The sequence below is a fragment of the Streptomyces shinuiensis genome (assembly GCF_043660855.1).
GTDB lineage: Bacteria > Actinomycetota > Actinomycetes > Streptomycetales > Streptomycetaceae > Streptomyces.
Genome location: NZ_JBIHML010000001.1, coordinates 2,662,475 through 2,686,866, shown reverse-complemented (window position 1 = coordinate 2,686,866; position 24,392 = coordinate 2,662,475). Strand labels below are relative to the sequence as shown.

General features: G+C 71.2%; 22 protein-coding genes, 1 tRNA gene and 1 pseudogene. 13 read left to right on the top strand and 11 right to left on the bottom strand.

What is annotated here, in order from left to right:
* Window positions 1–28: 28 nt before the first annotated feature.
* The 4 genes from ACGRHY_RS12030 to ACGRHY_RS12015 form a co-directional block, all read right to left on the bottom strand.
* Window positions 29–1,708, bottom strand: coding sequence for a relaxase/mobilization nuclease domain-containing protein (locus tag ACGRHY_RS12030; protein WP_394635343.1), 1,680 nt, complete (start codon window positions 1,706–1,708; stop codon window positions 29–31).
* Window positions 1,705–2,073, bottom strand: a complete 369-nt coding sequence (locus ACGRHY_RS12025) for a plasmid mobilization protein (protein WP_394635342.1) — start codon at window positions 2,071–2,073, stop codon at window positions 1,705–1,707. The genes ACGRHY_RS12030 and ACGRHY_RS12025 overlap by 4 nt, the downstream gene beginning before the upstream one ends.
* 944 nt (window positions 2,074–3,017) lie before the next feature.
* A complete protein-coding gene (locus tag ACGRHY_RS12020) occupies window positions 3,018–3,773 on the bottom strand; it encodes an ATP-binding protein (RefSeq protein WP_394635341.1) in 756 nt (251 codons plus the stop codon).
* Window positions 3,770–4,702, bottom strand: a complete 933-nt coding sequence (locus ACGRHY_RS12015; protein ID WP_394635340.1) for a hypothetical protein — start codon at window positions 4,700–4,702, stop codon at window positions 3,770–3,772. The genes ACGRHY_RS12020 and ACGRHY_RS12015 overlap by 4 nt, the downstream gene beginning before the upstream one ends.
* Window positions 4,703–5,213: 511 nt before the next feature.
* Between ACGRHY_RS12015 and ACGRHY_RS12010 the strand changes: the two genes are divergently transcribed.
* The 7 genes and pseudogenes from ACGRHY_RS12010 to ACGRHY_RS11980 all read left to right on the top strand — a co-directional run bounded on the left by ACGRHY_RS12010 (window position 5,214) and on the right by ACGRHY_RS11980 (window position 11,895).
* A complete protein-coding gene (locus ACGRHY_RS12010) occupies window positions 5,214–5,471 on the top strand; it encodes a helix-turn-helix domain-containing protein (RefSeq protein ID WP_394635339.1) in 258 nt (85 codons plus the stop codon).
* Window positions 5,472–5,531: 60 nt separating this feature from the next.
* On the top strand, window positions 5,532–5,921 hold the full coding sequence (locus tag ACGRHY_RS12005) for a helix-turn-helix domain-containing protein (RefSeq protein WP_394635338.1): 390 nt from the start codon (window positions 5,532–5,534) through the stop codon (window positions 5,919–5,921).
* A 46-nt stretch (window positions 5,922–5,967) separates the two neighbouring features.
* Window positions 5,968–7,504 (top strand): annotated as a pseudogene (locus ACGRHY_RS12000) (LacI family DNA-binding transcriptional regulator).
* A gap of 390 nt (window positions 7,505–7,894) precedes the next feature.
* Entirely contained in the window at window positions 7,895–8,080 is a 186-nt protein-coding gene (locus tag ACGRHY_RS11995; RefSeq protein WP_031510945.1) for a hypothetical protein, read from the top strand.
* 2 nt (window positions 8,081–8,082) lie between these two features.
* Complete coding sequence (locus ACGRHY_RS11990) at window positions 8,083–9,588, top strand: N-6 DNA methylase (RefSeq protein WP_394635337.1); 1,506 nt, start codon at window positions 8,083–8,085, stop codon at window positions 9,586–9,588.
* Window positions 9,588–10,766, top strand: a complete 1,179-nt coding sequence (locus ACGRHY_RS11985; protein ID WP_394635336.1) for a restriction endonuclease subunit S domain-containing protein — start codon at window positions 9,588–9,590, stop codon at window positions 10,764–10,766. Before ACGRHY_RS11990 ends, ACGRHY_RS11985 begins: the two co-directional genes overlap by 1 nt.
* Window positions 10,767–11,052: 286 nt before the next feature.
* Window positions 11,053–11,895 carry a PE-PGRS family protein gene (locus tag ACGRHY_RS11980; protein ID WP_394635335.1) on the top strand — a complete coding sequence of 281 codons (843 nt, stop codon included), beginning with the start codon at window positions 11,053–11,055 and terminating at the stop codon, window positions 11,893–11,895.
* Here the strand turns inward: ACGRHY_RS11980 and ACGRHY_RS11975 are convergent.
* The 4 genes from ACGRHY_RS11975 to ACGRHY_RS11960 all read right to left on the bottom strand — a co-directional run bounded on the left by ACGRHY_RS11975 (window position 11,825) and on the right by ACGRHY_RS11960 (window position 15,345).
* Entirely contained in the window at window positions 11,825–13,477 is a 1,653-nt protein-coding gene (locus ACGRHY_RS11975; RefSeq protein ID WP_394635334.1) for a serpin family protein, read from the bottom strand. The two genes, ACGRHY_RS11980 and ACGRHY_RS11975, sit on opposite strands and share 71 nt — an antisense overlap.
* Before the next feature lie 54 nt (window positions 13,478–13,531).
* Window positions 13,532–14,005: a hypothetical protein gene (locus ACGRHY_RS11970; protein WP_394635333.1), complete on the bottom strand. Its 474-nt coding sequence runs from the start codon at window positions 14,003–14,005 to the stop codon at window positions 13,532–13,534.
* A gap of 240 nt (window positions 14,006–14,245) precedes the next feature.
* Window positions 14,246–14,319 (bottom strand) — tRNA-Pro (locus ACGRHY_RS11965).
* A gap of 84 nt (window positions 14,320–14,403) precedes the next feature.
* Window positions 14,404–15,345, bottom strand: a complete 942-nt coding sequence (locus ACGRHY_RS11960) for a metallophosphoesterase (RefSeq protein WP_394635332.1) — start codon at window positions 15,343–15,345, stop codon at window positions 14,404–14,406.
* A 181-nt stretch (window positions 15,346–15,526) separates the two neighbouring features.
* Between ACGRHY_RS11960 and ACGRHY_RS11955 the strand changes: the two genes are divergently transcribed.
* Window positions 15,527–15,991: a GatB/YqeY domain-containing protein gene (locus ACGRHY_RS11955; protein WP_394635331.1), complete on the top strand. Its 465-nt coding sequence runs from the start codon at window positions 15,527–15,529 to the stop codon at window positions 15,989–15,991.
* Window positions 15,992–16,086: 95 nt separating this feature from the next.
* Here the strand turns inward: ACGRHY_RS11955 and ACGRHY_RS11950 are convergent, their stop codons facing one another.
* On the bottom strand, window positions 16,087–18,510 hold the full coding sequence (locus ACGRHY_RS11950; protein ID WP_394635330.1) for a transglycosylase domain-containing protein: 2,424 nt from the start codon (window positions 18,508–18,510) through the stop codon (window positions 16,087–16,089).
* Window positions 18,511–18,906: 396 nt separating this feature from the next.
* On the opposite strand from ACGRHY_RS11950, the gene ACGRHY_RS11945 reads away from it, so the two are divergent.
* Window positions 18,907–19,266: a WhiB family transcriptional regulator gene (locus ACGRHY_RS11945; protein ID WP_394635329.1), complete on the top strand. Its 360-nt coding sequence runs from the start codon at window positions 18,907–18,909 to the stop codon at window positions 19,264–19,266.
* A gap of 122 nt (window positions 19,267–19,388) precedes the next feature.
* On the opposite strand, the gene bagB is transcribed toward ACGRHY_RS11945, so the two are convergent.
* On the bottom strand, window positions 19,389–20,696 hold the full coding sequence (gene bagB, locus ACGRHY_RS11940) for an ATPase BagB (RefSeq protein WP_394638021.1): 1,308 nt from the start codon (window positions 20,694–20,696) through the stop codon (window positions 19,389–19,391).
* A 53-nt stretch (window positions 20,697–20,749) separates the two neighbouring features.
* A complete protein-coding gene (bagA, locus tag ACGRHY_RS11935) occupies window positions 20,750–21,727 on the bottom strand; it encodes an ATPase BagA (protein WP_394635328.1) in 978 nt (325 codons plus the stop codon).
* A 148-nt stretch (window positions 21,728–21,875) separates the two neighbouring features.
* Between bagA and sp36 the strand changes: the two genes are divergently transcribed.
* The 4 genes from sp36 (at window position 21,876) to ACGRHY_RS11915 (ending at window position 24,391) form a co-directional block, all read left to right on the top strand.
* Entirely contained in the window at window positions 21,876–22,034 is a 159-nt protein-coding gene (gene sp36 / locus ACGRHY_RS11930) for a Sp36 family protein (RefSeq protein WP_010470378.1), read from the top strand.
* On the top strand, window positions 22,031–22,507 hold the full coding sequence (locus ACGRHY_RS11925) for a RidA family protein (protein ID WP_394635327.1): 477 nt from the start codon (window positions 22,031–22,033) through the stop codon (window positions 22,505–22,507). Before sp36 ends, ACGRHY_RS11925 begins: the two co-directional genes overlap by 4 nt.
* Before the next feature lie 124 nt (window positions 22,508–22,631).
* A complete protein-coding gene (locus ACGRHY_RS11920; RefSeq protein WP_394635326.1) occupies window positions 22,632–23,564 on the top strand; it encodes an NUDIX hydrolase in 933 nt (310 codons plus the stop codon).
* A complete protein-coding gene (locus ACGRHY_RS11915) occupies window positions 23,561–24,391 on the top strand; it encodes an MBL fold metallo-hydrolase (RefSeq protein WP_394635325.1) in 831 nt (276 codons plus the stop codon). Before ACGRHY_RS11920 ends, ACGRHY_RS11915 begins: the two co-directional genes overlap by 4 nt.
* The last annotated feature ends 1 nt before the right edge of the window (window position 24,392 follow it).

Here is a 24,392-nt window from a genome sequence, read left to right as displayed (position 1 = left end):
TCGGCCGGCCACTCCGGTGGGCCAGGGCTTATCTGCTGCGTCCCGGGGTCTTGGGGCGGGTGGGTGGTCCGCTCCGTGCTGGGCGGGCCTGCTGGGCAGGGGCGGCCGGGGCCTTGGGGCGTGTGGCTGGCGTGGTGTCGGCCGGTAGGTCGGCGAGGTGGCGCAGGCGCCAGGTGAGGGTGTCGCTGAGGGAGTGGGCGGTGTGCAGTTCCCGGTGGGCGCGGGTGAGGGTGGCGGCCAGGGCGGGCCAGCCCGGCTCGCGCAGTATCTGCTCGGCGAGCTGCGGTGCGGCGGCGTGCAGGAGGGCGGCGGCCTGGTCGCGGACGGGCCGAGCCAGGCGCTGGCCCTGCTCCCGGAGGCGGGCCATCGGTTCTTCGGCGGCCACCGTGTAGGCGGCGTGCAGGTGGGTGGCGGCCTGGTGGGCGGCTTCGGCCTGCTGGGCGTGGTGGCGTCTGGCGTGCCAGTGGGCGGCGGCGGTGGTCAGGAAGAACAGGGTGTCGATCAGCATGGCGGTGGTGGCGCCGTCCTCGCCTCGGCCGAGTGCCGGGCCGCTGTGGCGGAGGTCGCGGGCGGCGCGGCGCAGGGTTTGGGCATGGCGGAATTCTGCTCGCGTGTGGGAGCGGGAGGCCCGCTCGAACGTCCAGGCCGCTTCGCGTAGCTGCTGCCGGGTGTAGAGGGCGGAGGTCGTGGCCAGAGCGTCGAGGATCTCGCCGGTGGCGGCGATCTGTGCGGCAGCCGCACCGTCGTCGCCTTGGTCAAGGACGAGCAGTGCGGCCCACGCCGCGTGGGTGGCTGCGCGCCGTGCGGTGGACGGTGCGGGATGCTGCGGGGAGGGGCCCGGCTGGTCGGTGTGGTCCGGCGCGGATGCAGGACCGATCGCGTCGAAGCGGGCGCGGATGTGGGGCAGGGACAGGTCGGGGGCGAGGGTGGAGCCGGCGTAGAAGACGGGCTCGTGGTGCTGATTGTGGTCGCCGGGCAGGGCGACGGTGTAGCCGCCGAGATCGCCGGAGGGCAGGACGCGGGTGCGGACGAGGAGCCCGGCGGCGGCGAGCCGGTTGAAGAACTCCGCCTCGTCGGTGGCGCCGACCACGGCCTGGCGGACGGTCTCGCGCAACTCCTCCCGCGCGGTGCGGCGGCGGCCGCGGCGTTGGGCTTTGTGGCGTTCGGCGCTGGTGGGGCGCCGGGCGGCGGTGCCGTCGCCGGGGGCGACGCGGCGCAGGCCGTAGTCGGCTTCGATCAGGCGGGCCTCGGCCTGGGCGCGTTGTCCGGAGCGGTGGTGGTCGGGGCGGCGGCCGTCCTCGCGGACGAGGGTGGCGATGAGGTGGATGTGGTCATCGGCGTGGCGGACGGCGGCCCAGCGGCAGCCCGCGCCGTCGCCGGGGTCGATGCCGGCGGCCGCCACCATGCGGTGGGCGATCGCAGCCCACTGCTCGTCGGTGAGGGGTGGGTCGTCGGGCGCGGCGCGCACCGAGCAGTGCCACACATGCTTGGCCGGGCGCTGGTCGGCGTCGAGGAGGTGCAGGGGCTGGTCGAGGAGGTGCTGGAGGTCCTTCTTCGTCACTGACGGGTCGCGGCCGGGGTCGGGGGCCATGCCGTCGAAGGAAGCGACCAAGTGGGGGTCGGTGTGCTCCTCGTGGGTGCCCTTGCCGTACAGGTAGTGCAGCAGGCCGAGGGTGTTGCTGCCCTGCCGGTGGATTCGGGGGATCAAGCCGCCTCGTCCTCCGACCCGCCGGCGACCCTGTCGGCTGCCCGCTGGACGGCCTGCGCGGCGCGCTGCAGGTCGGCGAGAGCGGCAGCGAAGTGCGGTACGTCGGCACCGGAGTTGAGGGCCTTGGCGATCTGGTTGACGTTGCTGCCCGCCCAGCCGAGCTGGCGACGCACACCGAACAGGGCCGTCAGGATGTCCCGCTCGGTGGCGATGGCCGCTGCGGTGCGGGACTGGTCGCGGGCGGCGGCCAGGGCAGAGTGGGCCAGGAACCCGGCCACGCTCATGCCGACGTGGTCGGCGCTGGCCTGGATGACGGCGAGTTCCTGGTCGTTGAGGCGGACACTGTGCGCGGGGCGCTGCTTCATGTCACGCGGACGCGCCTTCCCCTTCCTTGCCCTGCCCTTGCGGCTGGCCTTGCTTGGCTGCGGTCCGCCCTCGGTCGCAGCCCTCCCGCCCGGCGCCCCTTGGTGCCGGGCGGGCCCCGCCACCCCCGGGGCGGGGCCGGGGCCGGGTGCTCCCCCTGCGGGGGAGTGTCCGGACCTCCAACTTGCTCGGCTGTGGGCTGGGGTGGTCGCCTCCTGCTGCAATCGATGGGCGCGGTTGGCATGTGGGTGGTGCATGCGCGGTGTCTCCGTGGTGGTTGTGGGTGGGGGCGCCGGACGAAGGCGATCAGAGGTTCAGGGCGTGGCGGGCTCGTGATGTCGTTGCCGCCCTGCTCGCGGACGGTCCTTGTCCGGCGTATTCACTGGGAGCCGTGCAGCGGCTTGGTGGGACCGCGTCTGGGTCCCGTCTTCGCTGGCTTTGTCCTGCGGTCCTCGGTCCCCGGGGCGGTTCGCGGTTTTCGGTCCCCGGGATGGTCCCGGTCCCGGCTCGGTCCCCGCCGCCTGTGCCTGCGGGCGGGGACGGTCCCCGAACGGGATCTGCTGTCGGTTTGCGGGGACCGTCCCGTGGTCGGCAGGCAGGCGGTGGTCCCGGGGAACGGAGTTGCGCAGAGGGGCCATGGGCGGCAGACCTGGGGTGATGCTGGTCCGTGGTCCCGGTGGGTGTGCGCGGTACCCGATCTTCGGGACGGTCCCACAGTCCCCGAGGGGGCTGCGGTCCCCGACATGGTTCGGTCCCCGGTCCCCGGTGCCCAGCGCGGTCCGCGTTCCGGTCCCCGGCTACCGGTCTCTGAGAGGACCGGGGACTGCGGGGACCGTGGTCCCGGGTGGTCCGGTCCCCGGCCCTGTTCGGCGGGGACCGCGAGAGTCTGGTCGTCTTCTTCAGCGGCGGGCCGGTCCGCCGCCGTTCCTTTCGGATGCGGGACTGCTCAGCGGGTGCGTCCTGGGACCGGGGTCGGCGGAGGGGCGGCCACAGCGGTCGGCACCGGGGCGTGCGCGGGTGTCCGGCGTCGGTCGGAGCCGGTGAGGATGACGCGGTCGGTCATCTCGGCGAGGCGGGAGGCGACGCGGTCGCCGAGCGCGGTGCGCAGCTCGGTGGTGGGGAGGTTGGTGGTGATCAGGGTGGGGCGCAGGTGCTCGTACCGGTAGTTGATCAGCCGGTAGGTGAGTTCCTCGGTCCAGTCGCTGGCCTTGGCGGCGCCGAGGTCGTCCAGGAGCAGCAGCGGGCAGCGGGCCAGGGCTTGCAGGTCGCGTTCGCCGTCGTGGCCGGAGCGGGGGCGCAGGCGGGCGTAGAGGTCGGCGGCGGTGATGGCCTCCCAGCGCAGGCGGACCCCGGCGGCCAGGAGAGTGCGGATGGCGCCGTATGCCTGGTGGGTCTTGCCGGTGCCGGTGGGTCCGGCGATCAGCAGGGACGGGCCCTCGGCGATGCCCGGGGCGCCGCCCGGCCCGGGGCGGCCGGTGCGGGCGATGGTGTCGGCCCAGGCGGTGATCCGCGGGTGGTCGGCCAGGGCGCGGCGGTAGCGGGCGGGTATGCGGGCGTCGGCCAGCTCCAGCGCGGTGACCGGCTCGTCGGCCGGTTCGTCCAGAGGAGCATCTGGGTCGATGCCGCGGGCGGTGAGGATCGCGTTGAGCCGGTCGGCCAGCGGGCCGACGCGCTGCGGCGCGCGGGTGTGGGCGGTGGTCACAGCTCGCCTCCATAGGCCGCCTCGACGTCGGCCGGGTTCGTCCACGGGCGGTGGGCGGCGGGTGCGGTTCGGGTGGCGTTCATCGCCTCGTGGACGAGGCTGGGGAGTGTGCTGGGGTGCAGGCCCTTGGCGCGGTGGCGTTCCAGCCCAGAACGGATGTGGGCGGGATCGATGCCCTCGGCCAGCAGCTTGCCGATCTCCCGGCCGAGGTGTCCCAGGACGTCCTTCGGGGGGCGGTGGGCACAGGCGGTGACGTACTCGCCTATGAGCTGCCGGGCCGAGACGGTGTCGGGTGCGGGGGCGCTCGCGCCCCCCGACGGAGTAGTTCCTAGATCCATGATCCTAGGTCCTAGATCCGGACGGTGAGGTGTCACCGCCGCTGCCGGGAGGTCTCCGTGCTTCTTCACGGAGGGTTCCGTGAAACCGTCCTCACCTGCGGTTTCGTCAGCAGGGCCGGGATTCGGTGTGGACTCGCGCATCTCACGGGAGCCTTCATGGGGGGTTCCGTGAGGCGGTGGTGCGGGCTCCGTGACACCGGCCCGTGCGGCAGGCGCGGTGGTGCTCCCCGCGGTGCCGGACGGAGCGCCGTGGTGCGGGCAGCCGGGGAGGCGGCTCTTGCTGGGCCGGTTGATCTTCTGGTGCTGGTGCCAGGTGACGATGTGCAGGTAGCGCTTGTCGTCCGGGCCCTTGTAGCGGCAGATCAGGCCGGCGTCCGCGAGCTGGGCGAGGTCCTTCTCGACCTCGGCGGGCGTGTGCTCCGGACGCAGGACCCACAGCTGTCCGGCGATGATCGCGGCATGGTCGCGGTGGCGGCCCTGATCGTCGGCCTGGGTGAGCAAGCCGAAGAAGGTCCGCTCAGCGGTCAGGGTGACGGCGGCCAGGGACTCGGAGACGAATGCTTCGGGCTTGATGGTGCGGATGCGTGCCAAGAGGAGCGGTCCTCACTCGGCGGGCGGTGGGCGGGCGTCCACGGCTCACCGTCGGTTGCGGCGGTTCGGGCGTGAAGGGCAGGGAGGTGGCCGGCCGTTGGCGCGGGGTGCGCTGATGGCCGGTCGCGTTTTCCGGGGGTGTCGTCAACATAGCCACACCCAGGACATGCAAGTCCAGCCCGATACAGCCGAATCTCTGACGGCAGAAGAGCCGCCGCAAAGCGGGCTGTGAAGGGCGGTGCGGAAACGGTAGGGCACGATCGGCGGTTGACCAAAAAACTGCCCTTGGACGTCGAGCCGGAAGAATCACATCACTAAGCCGTTGACGGGCTCCCGCCGGGGAAGCTACAACACAACACCCCACGTCAGAGCCTCTTCCGAGTGCCGTTCAGTATCGCGGCCCCGGGCCTCCCGGCTGCGGAGAACCCTCCGCGTGTGTGCCGAGTGAGGCGCAACATAGACCACGATCGCCGGTTAACCAAACCGGCGAATGCAGGCTAGTAATGGAGATATGGCAGCGCGATCACTGGAAATCGGCCCCGTAGGAATACGGGCCGCCCGGACCATCGAAATCCTCCGCACCGAGCGCGGCCTCGCGCAGCGCCAGCTGGCCGGCCGGGTGACCGCCCTCGGCCGCCCGATGTCCAACGCGATGCTGTCCCGCATCGAACGCGCCCAGCGCCGCTGCGACGTCGACGACCTCGCCGCGATCGCCGAAGCCCTCCTCGTCTCGCCCCTCGTGCTGCTGCAGGGCCCGACCGCCCCGTGACGAGGCCCGTCCGGTACCGCTGACCGAGCACGCCCACCACCGAGTCAGGACCCGCCGCCCTTGCACCGACCTTCGCCCACGCCCGCGACCGCATGCTTCCCGCACAACCCGAGCGACGCCCCTCTGCCGCGCCTCTACCGACCCGAGGAGATCGCCGAAGCACTCGGCTGCTCTGCCTGGTGGGTCAAGGACCGGGCCCGGCGGAGCCTCATCCCGTACACCCGCGTCGGCCGTGCCTACCGCTTCACCGCCGGCCACCTCGCCGAGATCATCCGCCTCCACGAGGAGACACCGGCACGGCCCGCCCAGCCGGCCGGGAACGTGGCCGCTCCGTCCTCCCAGGCCGCCTCCCGAGACGAATCCCCACAGCCGCGCCGCCACCCCACCACTCCGGTGAACCGCCTGCGGGCCCGGCCACCGCGCCGGGCCCAGTACGACGCCACCGCGTAGCCGCACCCCGACACGCAGCAGACAGAAGCGAAGGAGCCACCGGAAGTTGGGTTTCGCGGAGAAGCGCGGAAACTACTGGCGCGGCCGGTACAAGACCGCGCCCGGCAAGCACCTCACGGTCGTCGACGAGCGCGGCAAGGCGGTCAGGTTCGCCACCAAGGGCGAGGCCCAGCGTGCCGCGAGCGAGGCCGAGAACAGGTACCGGCGCGGCGACTGGCGCGACCCGGCGCTCGGCCAGGAGACCTTCGGCGAGTACGCGAACCGCTGGTACGCCGCCCAGGACCTGGCCGCCTCGACCATGCAGAACTACAAGCGCCACATCGAGGAGCACCTGCTTCCCGCGTTCGAGGACAAGGCGCTCGCCGGCATCCTCCGCTCGGACGTCGACCTGTGGGAGAAGAAGGAGAAGGCCCTCTACGCGGCCTCCAGCGTCAAGACCTGGCGCTCCACGCTCCACCTGATCCTTGAGGACGCGATCGACGAGGGCCTGATCACCTCCAACCCGGCGGCCAGACGCCGCGGGCGCGGCAAGCGCGCCGGCCGCTCCCGCGACCGCGGCCCCGAGAAGGCCATCACCGATCCTCTCGGCGCCCTGCTGATCGCCGAGAGAGCCGCGCTGCTCTCCGGCCGCGACGACGAGTTCGTCGCCGTGGTCCTCATGGCGTACACCGGGATGCGGTGGGGCGAGATCGTCGGCCTGGAGACCGAGTTCACCCGCCCCGGCGCCGTCCGCGTCGAGCACCAGCTGTACGAGCTGGACTCCGGGACGCTGATCCGCTGCCCGCCCAAGGACGACAGCTACCGCACCATCGACGCCCCCGACTTCCTGTCCGCCCTGATCGCCGACCACATCGCCCGTACCAAACCGTCCCCGTGCCCCTGCCACGGCAAGCGGTACGTCTTCCGCGGCCAGGGCACGGCACGCACCGGCGGGCACCAGGGCGCCAAGCTGGCGGACGTCGCCCGCCGCGCCGACGTCTCCACCGGCACGGTCTCCAACGTCCTCAACCACCCCGAGCGCGTCCGCGACGACACCCGCGCCCGCGTGGAGACGGCCATCACCGAACTCAACTTCATACGCGGCGGCGCGCCGACGGAGAACGCGGCCCACTGGCGCCGCAACGGCTTCGCCACCTGGCTGTTCACCCCGGCCGCCTCAGGCTGGTACCCGAAGAAGGCACCCCAGGAGGCCCGGCCCGCCCCCCTGCTCGGCGAGCCCTGGCCGGGCATCCCGGCACGCGGTCGCGGCGCCGGCGGACGGGCCGACGCCTGCTGGCTCCCGATCGCCAAGGGCCTCACACCCCACGGCCTCCGCCACACCCACCGGACCGTGATGGAGGACCTCGGCACCGAGAAGGTCCTCATGGACGAACGCATGGGCCACATCGACGGCTCCGTCTCCGCCCGCTACGCCCACGTCACCCCCGGCATGCGCAAGCGCCTCATGAACGGCCTCACCGACCAGTGGGAGGCAGCACTCGACGCCCGGTTGGCCATGGTCCCCCACCTCACCGGTTCGTGTGCTCGACGGCATCCTGCGCGCCCGCAGAGAAACTGCCGGTCCGGTACAGACGGGTCGGTGATTGATGCCCCCACACCGCCGGAAGGGGCGGCATGATTGACGATCCCTGGCTCCCGCAACGTGTTCTGATTACGGCGCCCAAGGTGCGGCACTGATCGACCGGCTCCTGCACCCGGGACCATCGGCTGGACTGCGGCTGGGGACCCGTCCGCGCCCTGTCCGAGGAGCGTCCGGTGTAGCCGGGACTCGCTCAGAACCCAAACAGCGTGCTTCTCTTCAAACGGCCCTATGCGCGCTCTCTTCCTTTGGGAAATCCCAAACGGCGTGCTCTGAGCGGCACTTGCCCCTGAGGCTCTACAGTTCTCGTGGCTCGGCAGACAGGAAGCGGGCCGGACACACCGCGCACGGGCCTCGGTTGGGCTTGCGCGCATAACGCGAGGGGGAGTCACACGTGAAGTGGACACTGATGCTCGGCCTCACGGCGTTCCTGGTGGCACTGGCCACAGCGCTGCTGGGTGCGATCGTGAAGACATACAGCGGGGCCGGTGCGGCGGAGGCGATCCAGGCGGGTGGTAAGACCTTCGCCGCCGCGCTGACCCTGGCCCTCCTGTTCGTGTCCACCTTCGGGCTGGTGTGAGCATGAGCGGCGAGCAGCGCGTACGCCGGGGGAACCCGGAGGTGGGGACGACAGCAGACAGACCGGACGCGGTGTCGCGTCGAGTGCGGCGGCTGACGCGTGACCTCGGCGGTCTGCTGAACCTCTACGACGCCGGCCGGGTTGTCGTCGGTCTCATCTACATGAAGAGCCGGGCGAGCCGGGCACAGGACGGCCCGGACGGACGGCGGGAGGCCGAGAAGCCCTCCTGGCCGTCGCTTGTCCGCCGAGCGGAGGACCAGCAGCCCCTGAGCCCTTATGTGCGGTACTGCCTGAGCCAGTGGCTGCCGCGGACGGACGAATCAGATGGCGCCGATGCGGGTGGGGAATCCGTGCCGTACCTTCCCCGAACGGCCGACACGGTTCTCCGGTATCTGGTCAAAGCCATCGACCAGGCCGTTCGGCGGGGCGAGCTGCTGGAGCAGTGCCTCCAGGATCTGTCCTCCGCGCAGGCGAAGGGCGGCCACTACTTCACACCGCCCGACATCGTGCGGCTGATGGTGGCGGCGGCAGCCCCGCAGGACGGGCAGAGTGTGCTCGACCCGGTGTGCGGCTCGGCCGGACTGCTGATCGAGGCCGCTCGCCAGGTCAGTGAGAGTCTGGGTGGACTGCATCCGAGCCTGGCACTGACAGGGCAGGACCTCCATGCCGGCACACTCCAGATCGCACGGATGAACCTCAGTGCGCACGGCCTCGACGGGCACATCGGCCCGGCGGTGAACAGCCTTGAGAAGCCGTCGGACTCTTTCTACGACATCGTGCTGGCGAATCCTCCCTTCAACATGTCCTTCCGGGGAGCGGAGACGCCACGCAGAGGCGACCCGAGGTGGCCGGATGACGCGCTCCCGCCGCGGGACAACGCGAATTTCGCGTGGATCCTGCACATCGCGCATGCCCTCGACTCCGAGGGCAGGGCCGCGATCCTCATGGCCGACGGCGCCGCCACGGGAGTCCGGCCGGTCGAGCAGAAGATCCGCAAGCGGCTGGTCCGCAGCGACCTCGTCGAATGCGTGATCGCACTGCCGCCCGGTCTGTTCCCCCACACGCGTATCTCTTCCTGCCTGTGGCTACTGAACCGGGACAAGGGTCCCCAACGGGGACAGGGACGGAGCGACCGGCGTAGTCAGGTTCTCCTCATCGACGCCCGGGGCGCGTATGAGACGGTGCCCGGCACCCGGCAGCGGCGCCTTGGGAGCGACGGTACGGAGAGGATCCTGCGCACCCTCGCCGCGTGGAGAGGCGCGCCACCGGCCACCGTACAGACACAGGCCTCCTACCAGGACGAGTCCGGCTGGTGCCGCTCCCTCTCCCTCCAGGAGATCGCCGACCACCAGTACGACCTGCTGCCTCCGCTGTACACGAGTGAGTCGGCCGACGAGGCGATCACGGAGGATGGACGTGTCGCGGCACTCGTGGAGGAGCTCCAGGCCAGGTTCGAAGAGTCCCACAGACTGGAGACCGACCTGCTGCGTGTTCTGGGGGAGCTGTGATGCGTGACTTCGTCGCCGCCATCCACCCGGGGAGGTTCGGTCCCTGGAAGGAGACGACAGTGGGTGAGCTCGCCGATGACCTGCTCACCTACGGAGTTCACGACCGGGACCTTCCCGACCACCAGGGCGTCATCCGGGCGGGTGACATCCGTGACGGGCGTGTCATGGCGAACCGGCCCGACGGTGTCGCCACGGCCATCACCAGGAGAACACGAGCAGTCCTCAAAGAGGGGGACTTGGTCGTCGTCCTAGTCCGCCGAGTCGGCGATGCCGCGTTGGTCACCAGGCAGCATGCGGGATGGATCGCGACCCGGTCCGTCGGCATCGTCAGAGCGAAAGATCCGCGCATCACACCATGGCTGAGGATCTGGTTCCGGACTCCCTTTGCCCAGTCATGGATTGGCCGGCATGTCTCCGCCCATGTCGAGCCGACGCTCAGTCTTGACGCGCTGAAGAAGATGCAGGTGTGGGTTCCGCCACGCGAGCAGATCGACAAGCTCTGCGAGCTGGTCGCCCTGATGGAGGCGAAGACGGACCTCAACCGGCAGATCGCCGCCGGTGCGGTCGCCGTGGCGGATGCCTGCCACGCGTCCTGGGCGCGGCATCGGGCATCGTGGACGTCCTGTACGTTTGGCACGGTCGCCCGCGCGGTGACCGGGAAATCCTCCCCCGGCACCTCTCCGGAAGACAGCGAAACGGACATCACCTGGGTGGCTCCGGCCGATGTCTTGGGCACCACCATGCCGTATGTCGGCCATGCGGAACACCAGGGCCCCGCCGAGCCGAGTGCGGTCTGTGAGCCGGGAACACTTCTGGTTGCCTCGCGACCAGACGGAGCACGTACGGCGATCACACTGGTACCCGCGGCACCTCGCCGAGGCGTCCTCGCGGTCCGGCCCGCCGACCCCGAGGACCGCTGGTGGCTTCTGCACGAACTCCGCTCACGGAGTGATGAGATCCCGGGAATCGCCCAGGGACGGAGCGCACGTGAGATTACCGGCCGGGCCTTCGCGCGGCTGGGCGTCGCCTGGCCCGGTCCGGACGTGCGCCGGCAGTTTCATACCGTGGCGGAACCCCTGCACGCGAGAGCGCGGGCAGCGCTCGACGAGAACCGGACCCTGGCGGAACTTCTCGATGTGCTGTTGCGCGGCGTCTCCTCCAGCACGAGGAGGAGTTGAACCGAATGCCTCACATCGCGTTACCTTGAGACCGCTCCGGAAAGCGCCGTCCGGGTACCTGAGGCCCGGACGGCACGCGGTTCAGGCCAAGTCCGCCACGAGCAGGTTGCGAATGGCTCCTTGTGGAGGGTGGCGCCGAAGGTGGCCATGACAGGAGCGGTTGGGCTGCCCGCTCCGAAGACTGGAGGTTCTGCCCCGGGGCAACCTCCGGAGATGGTCATCGCTCCAAGGAACCCGATTCCGGGAAACGCTGCGGAGGGCCCGATCGGCCTGGCTCAATAAGCGCATGGAGATCGGGGAACACTGGGCCTACCGGGCCAGGCCGAAGGAGCTGGGCAGCGCCGTCCACCACGTGGAAATCGTCCGGGTGAACGGGTCGGGAAGGACAGGACGGGTTCATATCCGGTTCCTGGAGGGGGACGAGGCCGGTCTGCAGGAGTGGGTGAGTCTCGGATGCCTGGTCGCACGCTGGGATGAGGTCGAGGCGTTCCGCGCGGATGACGTAAGTGAGCTGTCCCTGGCCGAGGCGTCGAGGGATATGCGGGGCAGCGCCGAGTTCGAGGCGGCGCGAATGATCCTCGGGTTCGTCCGGCCGAAGAACAGGCTGCGGCTGCGCCGCGGCGTGGCCGACGCGGGCGTCCTGGAACTCGGTCGCCTCGACGACACAGCACCTTTGATCGGCATGGACCCCACCGAGTTGCGGGCGCGCCCGATGCTCCATGAGGACCGCAACGGCCTGTGCTTGGCCGGCTGGCAGATTACCGAATGCGTTGCACGCCATGTCGCCGCCCGCCTCGCCGATGAGATCCTCCCGGAGGTGGACCGCAAGCAGCAGGACATCGAGCAGGAGCGTACCCAGTCATCCTGGTACTCGTACGGCCGTCGGGACGACCGCAAACTGGACGCCGAGGCGGCCGCCCTGCGGACCGTCCGGGAGTGGTGCGGTGAGGACAAGGCGGAGCGTTACGACGAGCTGGTCGCCCTGCGCGCCGAGGTCCTACGGCTCGGTGAGCTCGTCGAGCGTGCCGTGAAGGCCCTGCGCGAACGCGGCCACGGTGTCATCGCCTCCACCATTGAGCGCGACCTTGGCGTCCATATCTCCAGCCTTGGTCCCGAAGTGCGTCGCTAACACCGCGCCACGCCGCCACGTCGGGTTTGGGCGGGGAGGGTTCCGCGGGCGGCTTCTCCTTCTCGGGGCGGTGAGGACTCCAGCCGTCGAGGAAGGGGCGCAGCTCCTCTCCCGTCGGCTCCGCGTGGAAGTTTCGCCCGGCGAGACCCCGGCCGTTCAGTGTGGGGTCGAGGCGGTCGGCCTCCGCCTTCCCCCACGCCGACCACTGCAGCAGCCTCTCGGCTTCATCGGGTTCGCCCGCGTGGGCGGCGGCCTCATCCAATGCTGCGCAGAAGGCCCGGATCTCCCCGGCGGTTCGCCACTGCTCCAAGGCGGTTCCGAAATGCTCGGCCCGTGCGGCGTCCACGGCCTTGATCGAGGCCACGCTGATGTCGGCCTCCCAATCCCGCCGGGTGCGTTCCCGCTCCTCGGCCTCCAACCGCCGGCGCTCGGCCTCCTGCCGCTTCCGCTCCTCCTCCTGTCGGCGCCGCTCCGCCTCGCGTGCCAGTCGCTCCCGCTCTTGCTCCTCGGCGTGCTTCTTCAGCGCTCGGAGGACGGAACCGATCTGATCCTCAAGCCGCTTCTTGGGAGTATCCGCCCACTCCTTCTGCCAGAGGCGCCCGTACCCCTGCTGCTGACTGAGGTGCAACTCCAGCTCCCCGGACGGCTCCATGCGATGCGCGGGGATGACCCGTTGCCAGTCATACACCCTGCGCCTGCCGTTCTGGGCCGGTACGTACTGGACCCGCTTCTCCCGCTCACGGAAGCCGACCTCGTACGTCCTTCCGTGGACGGTGAGCATCGGCCTCGGCTGCCTGCGCTTCTTGGAGACCGTGATGTCCCCGTGGCGGAGGAGAGCCTCCTCGCCCAGGAGCCGGAGCAGGGACAGCACGCGGGGAAGCACCTCATCCGAGACCTCGAAGGCGCTGTGGTCGCTCTTGACCAGGGCGAGGACCTCGTCGATGTCGGTGATCACCCGGCTCCGTTGCAACCGGATCCGGTTCCACTCCGTGTCGTCCTCGCCGGTCACTCTGAGCAGGCCGAGGAAGAAGTCGCCCTTGGCCCGCCCGCTGTACTTCAAGTAGTACCCGGCCGGGGCGCACTTGCGAGCCGCGTCGAACGCCCTGCGATAGCGGGCCCGTTCTGCGTCGTCCGGGTTGGGGATGCGCAGGAAGCGCCCGGCCTTCTGAACCTCCTCGATCAGGGCGGGACCGATGTCCGCCGGCGAGGGGTTGGACGGTTGTGTGGAGGGCCGAGGAGACATGGCGGTGCGCTGCGCGGAGGGCTCCCGGGTCTCTGCCGTGCTCTGTTGGACATGGTCGGAGTCCGAAGCCTCGCGATCGGTGGCTGAGATCCGCTGTCTCCGGGGTACACGCGGGGGTTTGTCCGGATGGTGCCCGTGCCGCAGGTAGAAGCGCCCGGCGTCGGTGATCTCCGCCCGCCACCTCTTGCCGTCCTTCGGCATGACGATGAGCCCCCGCTCCTTCAGGGCCCGAGCAGTGAGGGCAAGTTCCGGGCTGTCCGAGGTGACGGGATCGGTGCCTTCGCCGATGCGGGTGAGTAAGGCCAGCTGGCGATCGTTGAGACGCGACCAACGGTGCATGGTGACGGTCGTACCGTCAGTGACCGGCCCAACACAAGTCGTACGGAGAATCTCTCACCGCTTGGTGTCACCTTTCGCGGTTGCGGTCGAGGGCCGCCCTTCGAGACTCCTCCTTCTCGCGCGCATGGAGTAGCTTCCACCGCCGCTTCCCCAGCCTCTGGTGGTGGCGATGTCCCAGCCTCGCTGCTCGCGCATCTGCTTGGCGAAGACGTTCAGATCACGCACTTCACAGCCGCAGTCGAGCCATACTTCGATCGAGATGTAGGTGCCATCGAGCTTGTCCTCCCACGACGCCACCTCCCACCGGACGTCGTGATGGTGGTCCGCCAGACCGGTCCGCTCCTCGTCGTGGACGATGCCGAAGGCTTTGGCATATTCGTCCAGATCGTCGATGACGAACAGATGGCTGGACCACTCACCGGGCCACACGGCGTACAACCGGGACTCACCTGCCCATGCCCGCCGATAAGTCTCGGCGTCCCGGCCGTGGGTCACGGAGCCATCTCCGTGCACCTCGATGTAGCACATGGTGCTGAGCCGATATGGGAAGTCCTTCCCGACCGCTTTGGCGCTGCGTGGCTGCAACAACGCGTCCCCCTCCCATCGCGGTGGCAACGCAACATCCAGAGCCTACGGCCCGTTCGGCACGCCATGGCCTGGGAGCCGGAAATCGAGGTCGGCTCCCAAACGGCTCCCAAGCAGCCCCAGAAACGGGTCAGGGGCCCGACCCGCTCTCGCGGATCAGGCCCCTGACCTGGTGTTTCTCTGTCGGGGTGGCGGGATTTGAACCCACGACCTCTTCGTCCCGAACGAAGCGCGCTGCCAAGCTGCGCCACACCCCGTGTGCAACGAGGACTACTTTAGCCCACGCCCGCGCTCAGGAGAAATCCGGTTTCCGGGGTGCGGCGGAGGTGCGGCGGGCGCGGTCAGGGGCGCTCGACGAGGGTGAGGAGAGTGGCCTCCGGGGGGCAGGCGAACCGGAAGGGGGTGTAGCGGTTGGCGCCGCAGCCCGCCGAGACGTGGAGGTAGGAACGGTGGCCGTCCGCCTCGTGGTGGGACAGGCCGCGGGCCCGGTCGGTGTCCAGGTCGCAGTTGGTGACCAGGGCGCCGTGGAAGGGGACCCGGAGCTGCCCGCCGTGGGTGTGGCCGGCCAGGATCAGCGGGTAGCGGTCGGCGGCGAAGGCGTCCAGGACGCGCAGGTACGGGGCGTGCACGACGGCGAGGGGGAGGTCCGCGTCGTGCTCGGGACCGCCGGCCACCTCGTCGTAGCGGTCGCGCTTGATGTGCGGGTCGTCCAGTCCGGTGAGGGCGATCTCCTCGCCGCCGCCGAGCTTGATCCGGCCCCGGGTGTTGGACAGGCCGACCCAGCCCGCGGAGTCGAAGGCGTCGCGCATCCCCTCCCACGGGTTGTGGACGGCGCCGACGACCGGAGGGTTGCCGTTGAGGCCGTGCCGGCCGCTGGTCTTCTCCATCAGGTAGCGGGCGGGGTTGCGCAGCCGGGGACCGTAGTAGTCGTTGGAGCCGAAGACGTACGCGCCGGGGAACTCCATCAGCGGACCGAGTGCGTCCAGGACCTCGGGGACGGCCTCCGGGTCGGAGAGGTTGTCGCCGGTGTTGATCACGAAGTCGGGGCGCAGCCCGGCCAGCGACTGGAGCCAGCGCTGTTTCTTGCGCTGGCCGCCGACCATGTGGATGTCGGAGACCTGGAGCACGCGCAGCGGCCGCATCCCGCGCGGCAGTACGGGCACCGTGACGCGCCGGAGGCGGAACGAACGGGCTTCGATGCCCGCCGAGTAGGCGAGGCAGGCCGCGCCTACCGCCGTGACGCCGAGGGGGATTTTGAGGGAGAGCGGGTATCGCGCACGCATGGGCCCATCGTCGCAGACACGCGGGCGAGATGCGGACGCGCGGGCGGTGGGAGTGGCCCGGGCCCGGGCCCGGGCGAAGGGCGGCGGAAGGGAGGGCCTGAGGCGGCGCGGGAAGAGGCGCGGGGGGCGGCGCGGCACAATGCGGTGGGCGTCAAGCCCCGCCTCCTGGCACACTTCCGACATGACCACGCTCAAGACCCGGCTCCAGGACGACCTCACCGCGGCGATCAGGGCGCGCGACGAGCTGCGCTCCTCCACCCTCCGCCTCACGCTGACCGCGATCCAGAAGGAGGAGGTGGCGGGCGAGAGCGCCCGCGAACTGACCGACGCCGAGGTCGAGAAGATCATCACCAGTGAGGCCAAGAAGCGGCGCGAGGCGGCGGACGCGTTCGCCAAGGGCGGGCGCGCCGAGCAGGCCGAGCGGGAGCGTGCGGAGGGCGAGGTGCTCGCCGAGTACCTGCCCAAGCAGCTCGCCGACGAGGAACTGGACGCGCTGGTGGCCGAGGCCGTGGCGGAGGCGAAGTCGGCCGGGGCCGAGGGCCCGAGGGCCATGGGCGCCGTGATGAAGATCGTGAACCCGAAGGTGGCGGGGCGCGCGGAGGGCGGCCGGGTGGCCGCCGCGGTCAAGAAGCGCCTGGCGGGCTGACCGCAGGCCCGCGGGCGGGCCGGAGGGAAGCGGAGGAACGGCGGAGGGGCCCCGGTTCGGGGCCCCTCCGTGTGTCTTCGTGCGAGCCGCGCCGGCTACCGCGGGGTCCAGCCGCCATCCTGGCCGGAGGTCTGCCAACCTCCGGTGCTGTTCGTGCCGTTGCCGCCTCCGGCGTCCCAGCCCCCGGTGGTGGAGGTGGCGCCGATGCTGTCGCCGCCGGTCGTGGTGCCACCGGTGTCACCACCGGTCACACCACCCACGGTGGTGCCGACCGTGCTGCCGTCGGTGGTGCCGCCCATGGTGCTGGTGCCCCCGCCCGGGCCCCCGTTGCCGCCTCCACCGATGACACCGGGCGGAAGGGAGATGTCGGGGAACGGGTTGCCGGGACGGCGGTCGCCGGGCTTGTCGTCGTCCCCGCCGCGGCCCCGGTCCTCCTTGTCATCGGTGTCGGCTCGCGGCACCCGGACGTCGTTGAAGGACTCGACGGGCTCGCCACGCAGGGCCCCGGTCATCGCGGTCTTCCAGATGGGGCCGGGCAGACAGCCACCGCAGACCTTGGCGTAGAACTGGCCGCCGATGGTGATGTCGTACATCTCCTGCGGGTCTCCGATGTCGTCGCCGACCCAGACGGCGGTGGAGAGGTTCGGGGTGTAGCCGACGAACCAGGCGTCCTTGCGGCCGTCCGTCGTACCGGTCTTGCCCGCGTTGTCGCGGTCGGTCAGGCCGGCCCTCGTCCCGGTGCCGTCCTCCACCACGCCCTTGAGCATCTTGTTGACGGAGTCCGCGATGTGCTCGGACATCGCCCGTTCGCACTTGGTCCGGGGGACCGGGAGCTTCTTGCCGTCGGCGTCGGTGACCTTCTCGATCGCGACCGGCGAGCAGTAGGTGCCGCGGTCGGCGAACGTGGCGTACGCGGCGGCCATGGTCAGCGGGCTGATGTTCTGCCCGCCCAGGAGCATCGCCGGCTTCTGCTCGACGGGCTTGCCGCTGCCGAGGCGGACCCCCATCTTCCCGGCCATCTCCACGACGTCGCACAGGCCGACCTTCTGGCCCAGATCGACGAAGTAGGTGTTGATCGACTTGCTGAGGGCGCCGGTCATGTCCCAGGTGCCCTTCTCGGACTCCAGCTCGTTCTGGACGTCCCAGCTGCCGCTGCCGTAGGGCTTGTTGCCGCAGACCTTGAAGTCCCCCAGGCCGAAGGAGGTCTTCCAGTCGCTCTTGTAGGTGCTCGTGGGACTGATGCCGTCGGCCATCGCGGCGGCGGCGATGATCGGCTTGAAGGTGGAACCGACCTGGAAGCCGTGGGTGCTGCCGCCCATGGAGTTGTCGACCGCGAGGTTGAGCAGGGTCTGGTTCTTGTTCTGGTCCAGACCGTACGGGCGGCTCTGGGCCATCGAGAGGATCCTCCCGGTGCCCGGCTCCACCTGGACCACTGAGGCGGCGACGGGGTCGTCCTCGTAGACCTTGCCGGTGGCAGCCTCCGCGGATGCCTTCTGCGCCTTGGGCGAGAGCGTGGTGCGGACCGTCAGGCCGCCGCGCTTCCAGAGGTCCTTGCGCTCCTTCTCGGTCTTGCCGAAGACCGGGTCGGTCAGGATGATCTTGCGGACGTAGTCGCAGAAGAAGCCGGCCTTGTCGGTGGCGGTGATGCAGCCGCTCCTGGGCTTGCTGACCTTGAGGCCCAGCTTCTTCTTCCTGGCCGCCGCGACGTCCGCCTTGGTGGCCGCTCCCGTCTCGGCCATGCGGTTGAGCACGATGTTGCGGCGTTTGACCGCCCGGTCGGGGTAGTTGACGGGGTCGTAGTAGGTGGGGGACTGGACGAGACCGGCGAGGAGGGCGGCCTCGTGGAGTTCCAGGTCGGCGGCGTTCTTGGAGAAGTAGCGCCGGGCAGCGGCCTCGACGCCGTATGCCTGCTGGCCGAAGAACGTGATGTTGAGGTAGTTCTCGAGGATCTGCTCCTTGCTGAGCTCCTCCTCGATCCTGATCGCGTACTTCAGTTCCTGGATCTTGCGGCCGATGGTCTGCTGGGTGGCCTCGGCGACCTTCTCCTGGTCGTCGCCGGCCTGCTCCACGAAGACGTTCTTGACGTACTGCTGGGTGAGGGTGGAGCCGCCCTCGGCGACCCCGCCCTGCTGCGCGTTCCTGTTCAGGGCGCGCATCACGCTCTTGAGGTCGATCGCGCCGTGCTCGTAGAAGCGGGAGTCCTCGATCGCGACGATCGCCTTCCGCATGGTGGGGCTGATCTTCTTCAGCGGCACCACCGTGCGGTCGCGGTAGTAGTCGGTCGCGATCAGGTTGCCCTCGGAGTCGAGGATCCGGTTCTTCTGGCTGAGCGGGGGGCGCTTGAAGTCCATGGGGATCTCGTCGAAACTCTCGACGGTGCCCTTGGCGGCCAGCCCCAGGCCGCCGGCCACGGGCAGCGCGATGCCCGCCAGCACCGCTCCCGAGAGCACGCTGACGCCGAGGAACTTGGCGGCCTGTTGGGTCCCGGACAGCCCGCCACCCGAGCGCTTGTTTGGCATGAGGGCAGCCTACGTTCTCAATCGCCGGACAGGTGTGCGTGTGTTCGCCTACGCTGTATCACGTCTGACACGGTCGTTCGGTTCCTTGTCAACTCACGGTTCACTCCATCGGGTGTTGAGATGTGACCGAATTGCAATCCCGTGTCAGGAAACATCCGATCTCGGCCTCTTGGGAAAAGGGCGCAATGCCCGTTTTTGAGAGAAACGCCGGAACGATTCTTCGGTCACTCCGTTGGGTGATCTGCCACGCACCCATAGTCCGTTCGGGCCATTCAAGATTGGGCCCGTCGGGGGTGTTGCACCCCGGCCACCTTCCGTAACGTCCTGCCCTGGCAGCGGTGAATATGCCGTCTGCCGCCGTGGGGGAGCCTCGATTCGGGAGAGGACGGCGCCGGCATGGGCTGGGTTACCGACTGGAGCGCGCAGGCGGCCTGTCGCACTGCGGATCCGGATGAACTGTTCGTACAAGGGGCGGCACAGAACCGCGCCAAGGCGGTCTGCACCGGATGCCCGGTGCGCACCGAGTGCCTGGCCGACGCTCTGGACAACCGTGTGGAGTTCGGTGTCTGGGGCGGGATGACCGAGCGGGAGCGGAGAGCGCTGCTGCGCCGCCGCCCGACGGTCACCTCCTGGCGGCGGCTGCTGGAGACCGCGCGCACCGAGTACGAGCGCAGCGCGGGCCTGCTGCCCGTGGAGGTCGAGATGCGCGAGCACGACGCGCGGCGGTACAGCGGCGACTACGCCACGGCGGGCTGAAACCGTTCTCCGGGCCCCAGGCCCCGGGCGGGGTCCGGCGGAGGCGGAGGGCACGGGCCGGTGGGGACACCCCGCGGCGCCGTCCGGCGGTCGCGAGAGCGACGGCAGGGCCGGCGGTAGGGCTAGGCGGGCTCGACGCCGGGCTGCTCCGCCAGGCGCCCGCCGATCGCCCGCAGCCCCTCCAGGTCGTGCACATCGCCCGGCAGCGCGGCGACCTCGGCCGCCGGCACCTCCGGGTGCAGTGCGGCGAAGCGGTCGCGCGTGCGCCGCTCGCGCGCCAGGACGTGCATCCGCTCCGCGTGCAGCCGCAGCATGCCCGCGGCCAGCCGCTCGGCCGTCGCGGGAGAGGAGGGGGAGCCCTCGGGGAGGTCGCCGGAGTCGGCACCGGGTCCGGGGCCGGGGCCGTCGTCGGAGCCGGAGTCGGAGACGGATCGCGGGGCTGACCGTCCATCACCCCTCTTCCCGGTGGGGAGATCGACAATGCCGTCCTCCTCAAGATTCTCCGCGGCCGCCAGCGCCCGCTCCGAACTGAGGTGGGCCGCCTCGCTGCCGTGCATCCGGTTCAGCACGAGCCCCGCCAGCGGCATCCGGTCCGCGGCCAGCCGCTCGACGAAGTACGCCGCCTCGCGCAGCGCGTCGCGCTCCGGGGCCGCCACCACCAGGAACGCCGTGCCGGGCGCCTGGAGCAGCCGGTACGTGGCGTCGGCACGGGTGCGGAAGCCGCCGAACATCGTGTCCATCGCGGCCACGAACGTCTGCATGTCGCGCAGCAGCCCCGTGCCCAGCAGCTTGTTGAGCAGCCCGGTGAACACCGACAGCCCGGACACGCCCAGGTTCACGAACCTCAGCCCCGCCCGGCCGCCGGCCTTCGCCGGAGCCGTCAGCAGCCTGATGAACCGCCCGTCCAGGAACGACCCCAGGCGCTTGGGCGCGTCCAGGAAGTCCAGCGCGGAACGGCTCGGCGGCGTGTCCACGACGATCAGGTCCCAATCGTCGCCCGCGCGGAGCTGGCCGAGTTTCTCCATGGCCATGTACTCCTGCGTGCCCGCGAAACCGGCCGACAGTGACTGGTAGAAGGGGTTCTCCAGGATCGCGCGGGCCCGCTCGGGGTCGGTGTGGGCCTCGACGATCTCGTCGAAGGTCCGCTTCATGTCGAGCATCATCGCGTGCAGCTCGCCGCCCGGCGCGCCGTCGACGCCCTCGACCCGGCGCGGGGTGTTGTCCAGTTCGGTCAGGCCCATCGACTGGGCCAGCCGACGGGCCGGGTCGATGGTGAGGACGACGACCTTCCGGCCGCGCTCGGCCGCGCGTACGCCCAGGGCCGCGGCCGTCGTCGTCTTGCCCACGCCGCCCGCGCCGCAGCAGACCACGATCCGGGTACCGGGATCGTCGATCAGCGCGTCGACGTCCAGCACCGGAAGCGTACCCAGCCCGTGTGCCTGTCCGTGCGCCCGTGCGGTCCCCGCTTCGGCCGTCCGTGCCGTCACCTCGCCACCCCCTGTTCGCGCAGCTCGCCGGCGAGCAGGTAGACGCCGGGCAGGTCGGCGCCCTCGGCCAGCAGCTCCAGTTCGTATCCGGGCAGTTCCAGCCCGGCTATCTCCGACCGCAGCTCGCCCTCCAGCGCCAGCCGCTCGGCGTGCTCGTGGGCCTGGCGCAGCAGCGGGCCGATCAGCTGTTCGGCCTTGCCGCCGCGCCGCGCGCCGCCCAGGCCCGCCCGGGAAAGTGCCTTGGCGATCTCGGTGCGGGACTCCTCGGCCGCCCGCACCGCCGCCCGGTCCAGTACCGCCGGCCGTGTCATGTTGACGAACACGCCGCCGACCGGCAGCCCGGTGGCACGCAGCTCGGCGACGCCGTCCACGGTCTCCTGGACGGGCATCTCCTCCAGCAGGGTCACCAGGTGCACGGCGGTCTCGGAGGACTTGAGCACCCGCATCACGGCCTGGGCCTGGTTGTGGATCGGGCCGACCCTGGCCAGCCCGGCCACCTGGTCGTTGACCCCGAGGAAGCGGGTTATCCGGCCGGTGGGCGGCGCGTCCATGATCACAGCGTCGTAGACGAAGCCGCCGCCGCGGGTGCGGCGGCGCACCGCCTCGCAGACCTTGCCGGTGAGGAGGACATCGCGCACACCGGGTGCGATGGTGGTGGCGAAGTCGATCGCACCGATCCTCTTCAGGGCGCGCCCCGCGCCGCCGAGCTTGTAGAACATCTGCAGGTAGTCCAGCAGCGCCTTCTCCGCGTCGACGGCCAGCGCGTACACCTCGCCGCCGCCCGGTCCCACGGCGATCTTCCGCTCCTCGTACGGCAGCGCCTCGGTCTCGAAGAGCTGGGCGATGCCCTGCCGCCCCTCGACCTCCACCAGGAGCGTGCGTTTGCCCTCCTCGGCGAGGGCGAGTGCGAGTGCGGCGGCGACCGTCGTCTTTCCGGTCCCGCCCTTGCCGGTCACCACATGCAGCCTGCTCACCCTTCGGAGCCTAACCACCGGACGGGGGGAGTACGCGTGCGGATGGGCCATGGAGGTGCGCCCGGGCTCCGGCGGAGGCGGGCCGGAGCGGCGCGGACACCGGGGGAGGGCGCGGGGCGGGCCGCGGGGCAGGGGCTAAGGTCGGCCCATGACGAAATGGGAATACGCGACCGTTCCGCTGCTCGTGCACGCGACCAAGCAGATCCTGGACACCTGGGGCGAGGACGGCTGGGAGCTGGTCCAGGTGGTGCCGGGCCCGAACAACCCGGAGCAGCTCGTGGCGTACCTGAAGCGGGAGAAGCGGTGAGCGACGCGCGCGGCTCGGTCGAGTCCAGGCTCGCGGAGCTGGGGCTGACCCTGCCTGAGGTGGTGGCGCCGCTGGCGTCGTACGTCCCGGCGGTGCTCTCCGGCTCCTACGTGTACACCGCCGGGCAGCTGCCGATGGTCGACGGCGCGCTGCCGGTGACCGGCAAGGTCGGCGCCGAGGTGACGCCGGAGGAGGCCAGGGAACTGGCCCGGATCTGCGCGCTGAACGCCCTGGCGGCCGTGAAGTCGGTCGCCGGTGACCTGGACCGGATCGCCCGGGTCGTCAAGGTGGTCGGCTTCGTCGCCTCCGCTCCGGACTTCACCGGCCAGCCCGGCGTGGTCAACGGCGCCAGTGAGCTGCTGGGCGAGGTGCTGGGCGACAAGGGCGTGCACGCGCGCAGCGCGGTGGGCGTCGCGGTGCTGCCGGTCGACGCGCCGGTCGAGGTCGAGATCCAGGTCGAGCTGGCGCACTGAGCCGCCTGGCGGCGGACCCGCCCGGTGCGGATCGGTGCGGGGCGCCGTCTTCCGCGTGCCGAGGTGTCCGTGGTGTTCGAGGCCCGCACTCGAACATCGCGGCCCGCGGCCGTACGATCCGGCCATGCCGTCAACGCCGCCGTCATCCGCCTCTTCCACGCCCCCGCGTGACGGGCAGTGGTACCCGTCCGAGTGGCCCGAGCGCATCCGCGCCCTGGCCGAGGGGCGGCTCACGCCCGTGCCTCCGCGCCGGGCGGCGACCGTGATGCTGCTGCGGGACTCCGGAGGCGGCCCGGCCGTCCACATGCTGCGCCGGCGTGCCTCCATGGCCTTCGCCGCGGGCGCGTACGCCTATCCCGGCGGCGGCGTGGACCCCCGCGACGAGGGCGCGGTCGCCTGGGCCGGCCCGGCGCGCGGGGAGTGGGCGCGGCGGCTCGGGGTGGAGGAGGCGGTCGCGCAGGCCGTCGTGTGCGCCGCCGTGCGCGAGACCTTCGAGGAGGCGGGCGTCCTGCTGGCCGGCCCGGACCCGGACACGGTCGTCGCCGACACCACCGGCGAGGACTGGGAGGCGGACCGGGCCGCCCTGGTGGCCCGCGAGCTGTCCTTCGCCGAGTTCCTCACCCGCCGCGAGCTGGTCCTGCGCAGCGATCTGCTGGGCGCCTGGGCGCGCTGGATCACCCCGGAGTTCGAGGCGCGGCGCTACGACACCTGGTTCTTCGTCGCAGCCCTGCCCGAGGGGCAGCGCACCCGCGACGTCTCCGGCGAGGCCGACCGCACGGTGTGGATCCGCCCGGCGGACGCGGCCGCCGCCTACGACCGGGGCGAGCTGACGATGATGCCCCCGACGATCGCCACCCTGCGGCAGCTCATGCCGTACGCCGGCGCCGCCGCGGCGCTGGACGCCTCCGGGGAGCGGGACCTGACGCCCGTACTGGCCCGGGCGAGCCTGGAGGACGACGGATCCGGCGGGCAGCGGGTGGTGCTGAGCTGGCCGGGGCACGAGGAGTTCACCAGGCATGTGCCCGCGGCCCGGCGGACGGCGGGGGGTGCGCCGTGACGGACGCCTCCGCACTGCCCGGGCAGCCGCGCGGCGGCGCCATCGACGGCACGGGCACCGCCCGCGCGGTGTGCGTGCTCGCGCCGAATCCCTCCCCGATGACGCTGGACGGCACCAACACCTGGATCGTCGCCGAAGCGGACTCGCCGCTGGCGGTCGTCGTCGACCCCGGTCCGCTGGACGAGGGGCACCTGCGCCAGGTGATCGACACCGTCGAGCGGTCGGGCCGGCGGGTGGGGCTGACACTGCTCACCCACGGCCACTGGGACCACGCCGAGGGGGCCGCCCGCTTCGCCGAGCTGACGGGGACGGCCGTACGCGCCCTCGACCCGGCGCTGCGGCTGGGCGAGGAGGGCCTGGGGGCCGGGGACGTGGTGACCACGGGCGGCCTGGAGCTGAGGGTGGTGCCCACGCCGGGGCACACCTCGGACTCGCTCAGCTTCCATCTGCCCGCCGACGGCGCGGTGCTGACCGGCGACACCGTCCTGGGGCGCGGCACGACGATGGTGGCCCACCCCGACGGGCGGCTGGGCGAGTACCTGGACTCCCTGCGGCGGCTGCGCTCGCTGACCGTGGACGACGGCGTGCGCACGGTGCTGCCGGGGCACGGGCCGGTGCTGGACGACGCGCAGGGGGCCGTCGAGTACTACCTGGCGCACCGGGCGAGCCGTCTGGCGCAGGTGGAGACGGCCGTGGAGGCGGGCCACCGGACGCCGGGGGAGGTCGTGGCGCACGTCTACGCGGACGTGGACCGCTCGCTGTGGCCCGCCGCCGAGCTGTCGGTGCGGGCGCAGCTGGAGTACCTGGAGGAGCACGGCCTGGTGTGAC